The organism is Streptomyces sp. NRRL S-495 (assembly GCF_000966955.1).
GTDB lineage: Bacteria > Actinomycetota > Actinomycetes > Streptomycetales > Streptomycetaceae > Kitasatospora > Kitasatospora purpeofusca.
In genome coordinates, this window is record NZ_JZWY01000825.1 from 1 (window position 1) to 11,153 (window position 11,153).

Annotated in this window: 12 protein-coding genes and 1 pseudogene; 12 read left to right on the forward strand and 1 reads right to left on the reverse strand. The window is 72.0% G+C overall.

Translation table 11 applies throughout. From position 1 onward, the window contains the following. The 6 genes and pseudogenes from VR45_RS34235 to VR45_RS34260 all read left to right on the forward strand — a co-directional run. Window positions 1-187, forward strand: a pseudogene (locus tag VR45_RS34235) (PrsW family intramembrane metalloprotease); the annotation flags it as partial. Window positions 188-325: 138 nt separating this feature from the next. After that, window positions 326-634, forward strand: a complete 309-nt coding sequence (locus VR45_RS34240) for a GNAT family N-acetyltransferase (protein WP_045943807.1) — start codon at window positions 326-328, stop codon at window positions 632-634. Continuing rightward, complete coding sequence (locus tag VR45_RS34245) at window positions 631-1,149, forward strand: OsmC family protein (protein WP_199926053.1); 519 nt, start codon at window positions 631-633, stop codon at window positions 1,147-1,149. The genes VR45_RS34240 and VR45_RS34245 overlap by 4 nt, the downstream gene beginning before the upstream one ends. Next, on the forward strand, window positions 1,142-2,104 hold the full coding sequence (locus VR45_RS34250) for a pirin family protein (RefSeq protein WP_045943808.1): 963 nt from the start codon (window positions 1,142-1,144) through the stop codon (window positions 2,102-2,104). Before VR45_RS34245 ends, VR45_RS34250 begins: the two co-directional genes overlap by 8 nt. 898 nt (window positions 2,105-3,002) lie before the next feature. Continuing rightward, window positions 3,003-4,079: an RICIN domain-containing protein gene (locus tag VR45_RS34255; protein ID WP_045943809.1), complete on the forward strand. Its 1,077-nt coding sequence runs from the start codon at window positions 3,003-3,005 to the stop codon at window positions 4,077-4,079. A gap of 233 nt (window positions 4,080-4,312) precedes the next feature. Beyond that, entirely contained in the window at window positions 4,313-5,341 is a 1,029-nt protein-coding gene (locus tag VR45_RS34260) for an NAD-dependent epimerase/dehydratase family protein (RefSeq protein WP_045943810.1), read from the forward strand. On the opposite strand, the gene VR45_RS34265 is transcribed toward VR45_RS34260, so the two are convergent. Continuing rightward, the gene (locus VR45_RS34265) at window positions 5,342-6,691 is read right to left on the reverse strand and encodes a hypothetical protein (RefSeq protein ID WP_052709595.1); all 1,350 of its coding nucleotides are present in this window, start codon (window positions 6,689-6,691) and stop codon (window positions 5,342-5,344) included. A 255-nt stretch (window positions 6,692-6,946) separates the two neighbouring features. Between VR45_RS34265 and VR45_RS34270 the strand changes: the two genes are divergently transcribed. From VR45_RS34270 to VR45_RS34290, 6 genes are all read left to right on the forward strand, one after another. After that, on the forward strand, window positions 6,947-7,384 hold the full coding sequence (locus tag VR45_RS34270; protein ID WP_045943816.1) for an ATP-binding protein: 438 nt from the start codon (window positions 6,947-6,949) through the stop codon (window positions 7,382-7,384). A gap of 56 nt (window positions 7,385-7,440) precedes the next feature. Further along, window positions 7,441-7,911 carry a hypothetical protein gene (locus tag VR45_RS46220; protein ID WP_159394457.1) on the forward strand — a complete coding sequence of 157 codons (471 nt, stop codon included), beginning with the start codon at window positions 7,441-7,443 and terminating at the stop codon, window positions 7,909-7,911. 77 nt (window positions 7,912-7,988) lie between these two features. After that, window positions 7,989-8,672, forward strand: a complete 684-nt coding sequence (locus VR45_RS46225; protein WP_045943812.1) for a glycosyltransferase — start codon at window positions 7,989-7,991, stop codon at window positions 8,670-8,672. An 89-nt stretch (window positions 8,673-8,761) separates the two neighbouring features. After that, entirely contained in the window at window positions 8,762-10,081 is a 1,320-nt protein-coding gene (gene fxlM / locus VR45_RS34285) for a methyltransferase, FxLD system (RefSeq protein ID WP_234326445.1), read from the forward strand. Then, window positions 10,015-10,164, forward strand: a complete 150-nt coding sequence (locus tag VR45_RS44785) for an FxLD family lanthipeptide (RefSeq protein ID WP_078897145.1) — start codon at window positions 10,015-10,017, stop codon at window positions 10,162-10,164. The genes fxlM and VR45_RS44785 overlap by 67 nt, the downstream gene beginning before the upstream one ends. 89 nt (window positions 10,165-10,253) lie before the next feature. Then, window positions 10,254-11,153: lantibiotic dehydratase (locus VR45_RS34290; protein WP_199926054.1), on the forward strand; the 900-nt coding region annotated here is incomplete at its 3' end.

Genomic DNA, 11,153 nt, shown 5'->3' on the forward strand with positions numbered 1-11,153 from the left:
CCCCAAGGCACCTCCCACGGCCCCCAAGCCGCCCGCCGACCCCGACGACGGCCCCGACCCGGGCCAGTGGACGGTGCCGCCCCGCCCGGCCCCGACCCTGCCGCCGCGCCCGGTCTCCTGCCCGCCCGGCCAGGTGGCGTCCTGGGACGGCTGCCACCCGCTGCCCCCGCCGGTCACCCTCTCCTGAGTCCCGCCCTCTCCTGAGTCCCGCCGCGGGTCCACCCGGGGTGCCGACCGCCGGATTCCCCTCCGGCGGTCCTTGATCGACCATTAGTTGAATGCTAAATTAACTCCGACGCCAGGGCCCGACCCCGAGGAGTACGCCATGACGACGACCTCCGTCGCCGACAACCCCGAGAAGTCCCGCTACGAGATCACCGCCGACGGCGAACTCGCCGGTTTCGCCGAGTACTTCCGCCACGATGACGAGATCGCCTTCATCCACACCGAGATCGACCCGCGCTTCGGCGGCCAGGGCCTCGGCGGCATCCTCGCCCGCGCCGTGCTCGACGACGCCCGTGCCCGTGAGCTCGCCGTGCTGCCGTACTGCCCCTTCATCCGCGGCTGGCTGACCAAGCACCCGGACTACCACGACCTCGTCCCGGCCGCCCAGCACGAGCGGTTCGGCCTGTGACCGCCGAGGCCACCGGGGGAGCCCCGGACGCCGCGCCCGTGCAGGCGGTGCACGCCGTCCAGCCTGCCCCGTCCGCTGAGCCGGCCGAGTTCGTCCGCTCCGCCGCCGCCGTCGCGACCAGCACCGCCGACGACTACCACGTCGACATCCGCTCCGGCCGCCACCGGCTCGCCGCCGACGAGCCCGAATCGGCCGGCGGCGCCGACACCGCCACCACCCCGGTCGGCCTGCTGCTCTCCGCCCTCGGCTCCTGCACCGCGATCACCCTGCGGATGTACGCCCAGCGCAAGCAGTGGCCGCTGACCACCGTGCGCGTCCACCTCGGCTACGAGAAGGGCCCCGAGAAGGCCGTCCGGATCACCCGCCGGATCGACCTGATCGGCGACCTCGACGAGGCGCAGCGCGCCCGCCTGCTCGACATCGCCGACCGGACCCCCGTCACCCGTGCCGTCTCCGCCGGCACCCCCATCGTCCCGGCCGCCCCGCGCGCCGCCAACGGAGCCCACCATGCCTGACGCCGACAGCCCCAACCCCTCCGTCCGCGGCGGCCGCGCCGACACCCCGGGCGGCCCCGTCCACGAACTCCTCGCCCCGCGCGAGGCCTCCCTCGGCGGCAGTACCGTGGTCCGCCGTCTGCTCCCCAACCTGGGGCGGCGGATGGTCGGCGCCTGGGCGTTCGTCGACCACTACGGTCCGGACGACATCGCGGACGAGCCGGGCATGCAGGTGCCGCCGCACCCCCATATGGGCCTCCAGACCGTGAGTTGGCTGCACGCGGGCGAGGTGCTGCACCGCGACAGCCTCGGCAGCCTGCGGACCGTCCGCCCCCGCGAACTGGGGCTGATGACCTCCGGCCGGGCGATCTCCCACTCCGAGGAGTCCCCCCGCCCTCACGCCCCGCTCCTGCACGGCGCCCAGCTGTGGGTCGCCCTCCCCGACGCCCACCGCCACCGCGAACCCGCCTTCGAACACCACGCCGACCTGCCCACCGTCACCGCCCCCGGCCTGCACGCCACCGTCATCCTCGGCACCCTCGACGGCGCCACCTCCCCCGGCACCACCCACACCCCCATCGTCGGCGCCGACCTCACCCTCACCGCCGCCACCGACCTCCACCTCCCCCTGGACCCCGACTTCGAGTACGCCGTCCTCACCATGTCCGGCCGCACCACCGTCGACGGCGTCCCCCTCGACCCCGGCGCCATGCTCTACCTCGGCACCGGCCGCCGCACCCTCCCCCTCCACGCCGACACCGACGCCACCCTCCTGCTCCTGGGCGGCGAACCCTTCGAGGAGAAGCTCGTCATGTGGTGGAACTTCATCGGCCGATCCGGTGAGGAGATCGTACAAGCACGGAATGACTGGGAAAAGGGGTTTCGCTTCGGTGAAGTACACGGCTACGACGGCCCCCGCCTCCACGCCCCGGCCCTCCCCGACATCCCGCTGAAGGCCCGCGGACGGGTGCGCTGACCTGCGGAGATGTGCGCGGTCGGGCCGCGGGAGACTGGTCGGATCCAGTGCTGCGACGGCTTGCCGAAGGGTGCCCTCCGTCAGCGGTCGAGTGGCGTGGAGGGTGGCATCGGTGGTCCGGGCGGAGACCCCTGAATTCTCACGTGTGGGCGTCTGTGACAGCGTTTGGTCGGATCAATGCTGACCAATTGCTGACTTCCCTGACGCCTCGTCACGTCATTGGTCTCAACCATTCTGCTATTGGCAGGTCCCTCAAGGGTGGTGCGTCGGAGGCTGTGGCAGCTCCCTCGCCCACCCGCACCGCGACGAGCTGAGGCAGCTGCTGGTGGCCTTGTCGCGATCCCGTCGGTCTACTTCGACCGGACGTGCTTCGTCGCGCAGGCGAATGCCGAGACGGCGGCACGGTGCGCGCCAACTACGGCCTGTCGACCGTCACGATCTACCCCACGCCGGCCCCGGGGTACGGACCTGCCACCAGCCGTGTGGACCGGCCGCAGTACTGGTCCCTTCCTGGTCGGTGACCCCGGAGCGCGTGGGCACCACACTCTCGGGGCTGTCGGGGAGGTCCTGACAGCCCCGTTGTCAGCGGTTGGGGTGGGGAGGCGTCGCAGCGCCGTGACGCTGGGCGTCTTCCCTGTGAGGACGTCGCGAGGTTCCTGGTCCTCCGGAGTGAGGGCGACTGTTCTCGGCGAGGAAGCCCTGGACGTCCGCTGCGAGCCGGGCGATCTCCCATCCATCCCTCCACCTCCCCGCTCCCGGCGGAACGGTGACCGCGCCCGACGGCCGGCAAGCTGGTCTGGGCCCTCAGCGATACCCACTTGTTCGAAGTCGCCGGTCATACAGCAGGGTCAGATCCTGTTCTTGACACAGCTGTTCCGGAACAAGAAGGCTCGTGCACATGTCGTTCTCCTGGCCCACGGGCCGTTTCGTCCTGCGCCTGCACACCGACCCGAGCCGCGTCGCCACCCCGGACGCCGGCAAGCTCGCCCTGGCCGACTACCAGGGCGAGGAGGAGCAGCACTGGTACGCCGAGGCGTTCCGGGACGACCTCGTGCGGATCCGCAACGCCCGGAGCGGGCAGTACATCACCGCCATGAACGCCCCGTTCGGTGCCACCGTCAACATCACTCTGCGTGCCCTGTTCAACGAGCGGGACGGCGGCGTGGTCCGCCGGCAGGCGTGGCGGGGGATCGAGCAGGCGGGCGGCACCCGCTTCCTGCTGGTCAACGATCTGACGGGTCGGGCGCTCGGGCGCACGGAGGATCACCTGGTCCCGGAGCAGACCAGCGGGCGCTCCGACGCGCGGTGCACGGCTTGGGTCACGCCCACCGAACTCGCGCCGCAGCCCGCGGTGCCCGGCGAGCCGATCGACGAGTCCGCGGAGCGGCCCGCCCCCAACACCGGGATCGTGCGCCGGCCGGCGACCCGGTACACGAGGAAGGTGCGGGCCGTCGACATCTTCGACCACAACAGCTTCGTGCCGATGGAGGATGATCCCCTGCCGCCCGGCCTCACGATCGAGCGGTTCGTCTTCGACGAGTGCGCCGCCGGAGCCGAGTACGGGCTCGACGGCAAGGTCTGGGTCGAGGGCCTCGGTCCGCGGGAGGTGCGCAAGAAGTTCTACCGGGTCGACGCCGAGCCGGCCTACTACGTGGACGGTGACCAGGTCGACGTGAACCATGTGCCGCCGAAGCCGGTCGCCCGGCTGAAGATGGGCACCTCGCTCTACGACCGCATCGGCGGCACCACCACCATCGTCAAGACCCCGTACCAGCTGCCGGTCGGCACGGAGTTCCTCGCCTTCACCGAACGCTTCGAGGGGGAGTTCAGCCGCAGGCAGGACGGCGCGGGGGCCACCTTGAGCTGGACCAGGCAGTGGATGGGTGACCTGGACACCACCTGGAAGGTGTTCGTCCAGGTGAGGGGGCGCCACTACATCGATGCCGAGGACCTCACCTGGCTCCAGGAAGCCTGAGGCTGGCCGCGCGGTGGGCGCCGCTGCGGTGTCTGCTCGAGTGGCTGGACCACCGGGTCGTGATCGTGCCGTACTCGGCCGACCTCACGGGCGGTCACGGCCGCTGGATTCGGAACGTGATCACGAGTGCGGCGCCGGGCTGGGGGTCTCCACCGGTCGGCGCCTCGAACCGGTGGTCGACGACTCGGTGAACGGGGGCTGCGGCAGAGGGCTGTGGCTGGCAGGATCGCTCCATGAGGATTCTGGTCCTGGGTGGCGGTTGGTTCCTCGGTCCGGCCATCGTGGCCGGCGCGCTGGCGCGTAGCTGGGACGTGAGCACCTTCACGAGAGGTCGCACCGGACAGCCGGTGCCGGGTGCGACCGCGCTGCACGGTGACCGGGAGCGGCCCGAGGACCTCGCCCGGCTGGCCACGTACGGCCCTTGGGACGCGGTGATCGACACCTCCGCGTCCTCGCTCGGTCCGCGCGACGTGCTGGTGAGTGCCCGGGTCCTGGAGCCGGTCGTCGACCGCTATGTGTACGTGTCCACGGTGGCGGTGTACGAGGGGTGGCCCACCGAACCCCTGGGCGTCGACTCGCCGGTGTGGGAGGCCGCGGCCGACTCGGCCCTGGATCCCGGGCGGTTGTCGCACGGAGGGTCGGGGGTCAACCCCGACTACGGGCGCCGGAAGGCGGGGACCGAACGCGCGGTGACGGAGACCTTCGGGCTGGCCAGGACGAGCCTGCTCCGCCCGGGAGTGCTGCTCGGGCCGGGGGAGTACGTGGGCCGGCTGCCTTGGTGGCTGCGCCGCGCGGCGCAGGGCGGGCGGATCCTCGCACCCGGTGATCCGGGCCGGGGTGTGCAGGCGGTCGACATCCGCGACGTCGCCGAGTTCGCGCTGGGTCAGGTGGTGCGGGCCGGGCATCAAGTCCACAACCTGGCCTCGCCGGCCGGTCGGGAGACGATGGGGGGAATGCTCCGGGCGTGCGTGGAAGTGACCGGCGGTGCAGGGGAGTTGGTGTGGGTGGAGGACGAGGTTCTGCTCGGCCACGGCCTGCGCGAGTGGACGGAGCTGCCGCTGTGGTGGAGCCACCCGGGGGTGTCCGTCATCGACTCGTCGTCCGCGGTCGCGGCCGGCTTCGTCAGCCGGCCGCTCGCGGAGACCGTTGCGGACACCTGGTCCTGGCTGTGCCGGGGCAACGTCCCCGTGCCGCACCGGCGGTGGGCCAAGCACGGGATCGACCCCGACAAGGAGCGGGCTGTTCTGGAGAGCGTGCGCTGACTATCCGCCGTGTCCTTCGAGTGCGAGCCGCGATGTCCCGGTGGCCGGGCCGAGGACTTTCGGTGCGGCGACCGCGGTGAAGTCCTCGATCCGTTCCGCCAGGTCCTGGGCGACCGGTGTGCCGCGGAACGCGGGCGAGGCCAGTTCGGCCCGGACCGCGTTGACCCTGACGGTGAGGCCGGCCCCGCGCCACTCCCGGGGGAGGGCGAGCACCGGTCCCAGCGCTTCGGCGGCGCCGTCGAGCTCGTTGCGCATCAGTAGGGCCGATGCCAGGTCCGCGCGAGCTTGGGGTGCGACGACCAACTGCTTGGAGCTCACCGCGTGTGCCGCGCCGAGTTCCAGCGACCGGCGCGCCGACGCTTCGGCGCCGTGGCCGTCCCGGAGCAGCAACAAGGTGGCGCTGTTGCTCATCGCCACCCGCTCCGGGCTGAAGTCGAACTCGCCGGCCAGGCCGTCATGAAGATCGTCCCTGGCGGGCCCACGGTCGGCGGTGCTCTCCGCGACGGCTCGCTGGGCCTCGTCGGCCTGGCCGCGGTGGGCGTAGGCCCGGGCCGCGATCGCGGCCAGTCGGGCCGTTCCGGTGGCGCCGACTCCGGGGAAGGCCCGGGCCTCCACGATCTTGCGTACGGCCTGGGAGGGGTTGCCGCTCCAGTAGTACAGGACGGCCAGGTACGCGTGCGCATACGCCTGGAGGGGTCCGTGCTCGGCGACCTGGCCGTACAGGGCGGCGGCCCGGGTCAGTTCGAACGCGTGGGGCATGGCGCCGAGGTCGAAGGCGCAGGCCGCCAGGAGCGCCGAGGCCTGGCCGGCCACGAGGTACAGACGTCGTCGCTGCGACAGCACCTGGGTGCGGTCGAGCTGCACCATGGCGACCCCGAGCAGTTCCCTGGCGGTCATGAAGACCAGGTGCGGAGGCTTGGTGTTGGTGGACCGGACCAGGTGGACGAGGTCGTCCTCGAGCTGGTCCAGGGACAGGTCGGGGAGCTGCTGGGCGGCCGCTTCGGCGGCGTGGGCACGGGCATCTCGTGCGGTCATGGCCAGTTCTCTCTCATCGAGCACAGGATCCGCCACCGCCAGTAGCGATCGGACCTGCTCGTCGGTGCAGGGGGTGAGCAGTTCGTCGGCGGGCCGGCCGAACATGCTGTTGAGGATTTCCGGAGTGGGGTGGTGCGGCCGTCCCACATCTCCGTTGCGCCAGCGTTGGAAGCTCTTGTCCGTCAGCGTGGCATTCCGATAGGCGGTGTCGCCGGTCGCCTGGTAGAGCGCGAGTGCGGCCCGCCGGTACTCGGCGAGGAACTTGCGGAAGTCCATCTTGTCGCGTGTGACCAAGGCATCGAACAGGTTGCTCATCGCGGTCCCTTCGGGGCCGCAGCCCCAGCTGCGAACTACCTTTCGGTCCTTGCCTACCACTGATGCCAGGGCGCTCACAGGGGTTCGGGAGAAGTGTCGCCGAACTGTCCGGGGTCGGTCGTCGCGGTCCCCTGAATGGGGGTCATGTGTCGGTCTGGGGGTGATGGTTCTGTCCGCGTGCCGGGTCCACGCTTGATCCCCGCAAGCGAACGAGGCAGGGGCGTCCTGATGCTCCTGAGGACGGGAGCGAGGTACATGGTGGTCGTCGAGCGGTCTGGATTGCACCTGCGCCACTGGCAGGCCACCTTCACGGCCACGCCGGCCGAGGTACCGGTCGCCCGCCGTCAGGTGCGTTCCGTGCTCAGGCAGTGGGGGTGGGAGGGAGATGTGGCGGACGACCTCGTCTGCATCTGCTCCGAGCTTGTTGCCAACGCCGTCCGGCACGGCAGTCGGCCGCACGACGACGTCGATGTGAGGCTCCGGCAGACCAGCGAGGGCGTCCGGGTCGAGGTCGTGGACCGGCGGCCGGACCTGGCGTTGCCGGCCGTTCCGATCACGCAGGACGAGAGTGGGCGAGGCCTCGCCATTGTGAATGCATTGGCAGACCGCGCGGGCACGACGACGACCGGTACGACCAAGACGGTTTGGGCGCGGCTCGCCTTTACCACCGACAGGACGAGGAAGCCCTCGTGAGGACCGTAATCAGGGGAGGCCCGACCACGGTTGTCCCGCCGCACACCCCCGCCGCCATGAATCTTCTCGGCGCGCGCTGGCTCGCCTCCGCCAACCGGTGGGCGGGCGATGCCTTCCGGGCCTGGCGGTCCGGGCAGCTCGCGGCGATCGAGGTGGGCGGCAGGTTCGCCGTTGTCCGCGTTCTCGACCAGCAGTTGGGCATCGCGGCTTTGCGCGACATGCAGGCCGCCGGTGTTGTGACCGGACCCGTCCTGTGCGACGACCGGCGCCTCGCCGTCGAGTTCCTGATCGCCGCGCGCCGCGACGAGCCGTGGCAGATTCGCGACAGCCTGCTGATCGGACGATCGGCGGGCAGCTTCCCGGCGATCACTGTGCCCATGCCCGGCCCCGGCCTGCCGGGCGTCGACGGAAGAACCTGGCTCGTGCCGCCCACCGGCCTGCCGCCGCTCACCCATCCCCACGACCTGGCCAGCGCACTGAGACGGGCCCGCACGCCCCGGCGCCGCGCTCGCCAACTGGCGCGCTGACACCGTCCCGTCCCGCTGCTGCCCGCCCTGTCTCGGCCACTTGGCATACACCACTGCGACCATCCGAAGGACAAGCCATGATCTCCGTGGACACCACGGTCTTCCGCCCCAGGGCCCTCGAGCCCGAGGAACGGTTCCGTGCTCTGACGCGGGCGATCGATCCCAACGCCCTGCTGGACCACCAGACGATCGCACGGGTCAGGACCATGCTGTGGACCAAAGAAGCGAGCCTGCGGCCGATCGTGATCAGCGCGGTCACGGACGCGGAGCGGCGCGCGGTGCCTGTTCTGTTCGACACCATCGGGCAGGCGCAGCGGCGCCTGCCCGAACACCTGGCCCCCGTCCTGCTGCTGTGCGGCGTCGTGGCCGCTCCGGCGCCGAGGCCGACCGATGTCCTGTTCGTACCGGACCCCGGCGTCGACGGTCGGCCGATGCTGTTCGCGGCCGCCGACGTGTTCCTCGCCGCATCGCCGGAGACGACCACGGCGGCCTACGAGGCCATGGCCACCGCCCTGCCGGTGGTCGGGACCACCGGCGGAAGCCTGGAGAAGGACATCGTCAACGGCGGCTACGACGCCAACGGGTGGCTCGCGGACGAAGGCGACAGCGGTGCGCTCGTCGCCGCGATCGTGCAGGCGTGCCTCTACCGGCCGGAGCGGATGCGCCGCGGCACGGCCGCCGCCGAGTACGTCCGCACCGTCCTCACCCAGCAGCGGCCGCCGGCCGACGACCCCTCCCGGACACCCGGCGCCGCCGCGTGACGGTCCCCGAAGCACGGGACTGTCGCGCGGGGAGCGCGCCGTCCGACCAGGACGCGAGGATCAGCGCGTACCGACACGAAGGAGCACCCATGAACAACACCCCATCGCCGCACGAGCTTCGCGCCGGCCTGGTGAAACAACTGCGGGACCAGAACGCGATCCGCACCGACCGGATCGCCGACGTCATCGGATCGGTGCCCCGCGAGGTCTTCGCCCCCGAGGCCTCCCCGACCGACGCCTACGACCCGAACCGCGCCGTGGTCACCAAACGGGACCCGAACGGCCTGGCCATCAGCTCCGTCTCGGCCGCGAACATCCAGGCGATCATGCTGGAGCAGGCCGACCCGCGGCCGGGCGAGAACGTCCTGGAGGTCGGATCCGGAGGCATGAACGCCGCCTACCTCGCCGAACTCGTGGCGCCGGGCGGCACCGTCACCACCCTCGACATCGACCCGGAAGTCACCGACCGGGCCCGCCGCCTGCTGGCCGACACCGGGTACGACGGCGTCCACGTCGTCACCGCCGACGCCGAGTACGGCGCGCCCGACCGCGCTCCCTACGACCTCATCGAGGTCACCGTCGGCGCCCCGGACATCCCGCCGGCCTGGGTCGACCAGCTCGCGCCCGGTGGACGGATCGTCGTGCCCCTGCGCCTTCGCGGGCTGATGCGCTCCTTCCTCCTCGTCCGCGAGGGCGACCACCTCGTCAGCCGCGGCTACGAGCTGTGCGGATTCGTCCCCATGCAGGGAGCCGGCGAACAGCGCGAGCAACTGGTGCTCCTGCACGAGGCCCCGAACGAGGAGGTCGGGCTGCGCCTGGACGACGGCGACCAGGTCGACGTCGAGGCGCTGCGCGCGGCCCTGGTCTCCCCGCGGCAGGAGGCGTGGTCCGGGGTCACCGTCGGCGGCGAGGAGCCCACCCACGACCTCGACCTGTGGCTGGCCACGGCCTTCGACGGCCACGCCCGGCTGACCGCCACCGTCTCCGCTCGGGACGCCGGCATCGTCGCGTCCGCTTCTCCCCTCGGCGTCGCCACGCTCGTCGTCGGCGGCACCTTCGCCTACCGCACCGTTCGCGCGGTGGACGACAGCCGGCCGCCTCCGCCGCCGCGAGCAAGCTCGTGGACGAGATCCGCACCTGGGACCGGCAGCACCGGGGTGGGCCCGGTGCACGCATCGAGATCCACCCCGCCGACACCCCCGACAGTCAGTTGCCCGAGGGGCGCGTGGTCGACAAGACCCACTCCCGCATCTCGATCTCCTGGCCCGACCAGCAGCCCTGACCGGCCGCCCCGAGCCAGGCCCACCCCCAACCGCGCACCACATCCACCAGGAGGAACCAGATGCCGAACGCCACCAGCGCCAGCGACTTCGAGCTGGACATCACGGTCGTCGAGCACGGCCCGGTGATCGCCGAGCTGATGAGCAACACCGACGACGGCTGCGGCGAGACCTGCGCGAGCGCCTGCTCGAACAGCACCTGCGTCGCCTGACCGAACGGCGGGCCGGGGCCGCGAGGTCCCGGCCCGCCAAGGGGGCCGATCACCGACAAACACACTGGGGGTAGGGGATGTTCCGGGCCGTGGACGACGCGCTGCTGCGCGCCGCCGTTGGTACACCGGTCACCACGCCGTGGCCGGACCTGAGCAACGAGGACGGACCGGACCGGGCCGCGTGGAGCCGGTGGATAGCCGAAGCGTGGGGCTTACCGGGTGTGGCCGACGCGGTGACCGTGGCAAGCCCGGCCCTGGCGGCTCGCGTCGAGGCCGCGACGGCTGGCCTGGTCGCCTCCGAGCGGCGGCTGCGCCGCATCGGCGGGTCCCTGGTCCGCTACCTCCTGCGGATGCGGCACCGCGCGACACCGTTCGGACTGTTCGCCGGCGTCGCCCCCGTCCGGCTGGGCGACAAGACCTCGCTCGCCTGGAGCGAGGAGCATCGCGCGATCGCGCGGCCCGACGCGGCCTGGCTGGCCGCCGTGGTGGACCGACTGGAGCAGGACCGGGCACTGCTCGGGCAGCTGACGGTCACCGCCGACACCACGTGCCGGGTGCGCGGCGAGCGGTTGGTCCTTCCCTGTCGCCAGCCCTCCGCGCCGGACGGCAAACCGCAGGAGGTCACGGTCCGCCGGACCCCGCCCGTCGACGCGATCCTGGCCGCCGCCCGGGATGCCGTCCGGGTCGACGACCTCGTCCACAAGGTCACCGCCGAGTTCCCGGACGCACCGCCGGGGGCCGTCCTCCGGCTGGTCACCCAGCTCGTCCGGCAACGCGTCCTGATCACCTCGCTGCGCACCCCGATGGCAGAGCCGGACCCGCTCGGCCACGTCATCTCCCAGCTCCGACAGACCGCCCCCGGCCCCGAGGGGCCGCACGAACCTGCTCTGGCCCGGCTCGGGGCCGTCCACGACCGCCTGGACCGGCACAACGCCGAGAACCCGGCACTTCAGCCGTCGGGGCGATCCGAGGTGCTGAACCTGATGGCG

What these genes read in the sequence shown, in the direction of transcription:
- VR45_RS34240 (WP_045943807.1), top strand. Translation starts at nt 326, where the DNA reads ATGACGACGACCTCCGTCGCCGACAACCCCGAGAAGTCCCGCTACGAG.
- VR45_RS34250 (WP_045943808.1), top strand. Translation starts at nt 1,142, where the DNA reads ATGCCTGACGCCGACAGCCCCAACCCCTCCGTCCGCGGCGGCCGCGCC.
- VR45_RS34255 (WP_045943809.1), top strand. Translation starts at nt 3,003, where the DNA reads ATGTCGTTCTCCTGGCCCACGGGCCGTTTCGTCCTGCGCCTGCACACC.
- VR45_RS34260 (WP_045943810.1), top strand. Translation starts at nt 4,313, where the DNA reads ATGAGGATTCTGGTCCTGGGTGGCGGTTGGTTCCTCGGTCCGGCCATC.
- VR45_RS34265 (WP_052709595.1), bottom strand. Translation starts at nt 6,691, where the DNA reads ATGAGCAACCTGTTCGATGCCTTGGTCACACGCGACAAGATGGACTTC.
- VR45_RS34270 (WP_045943816.1), top strand. Translation starts at nt 6,947, where the DNA reads ATGGTGGTCGTCGAGCGGTCTGGATTGCACCTGCGCCACTGGCAGGCC.
- VR45_RS46220 (WP_159394457.1), top strand. Translation starts at nt 7,441, where the DNA reads ATGAATCTTCTCGGCGCGCGCTGGCTCGCCTCCGCCAACCGGTGGGCG.
- VR45_RS46225 (WP_045943812.1), top strand. Translation starts at nt 7,989, where the DNA reads ATGATCTCCGTGGACACCACGGTCTTCCGCCCCAGGGCCCTCGAGCCC.
- fxlM (WP_234326445.1), top strand. Translation starts at nt 8,762, where the DNA reads ATGAACAACACCCCATCGCCGCACGAGCTTCGCGCCGGCCTGGTGAAA.
- VR45_RS44785 (WP_078897145.1), top strand. Translation starts at nt 10,015, where the DNA reads ATGCCGAACGCCACCAGCGCCAGCGACTTCGAGCTGGACATCACGGTC.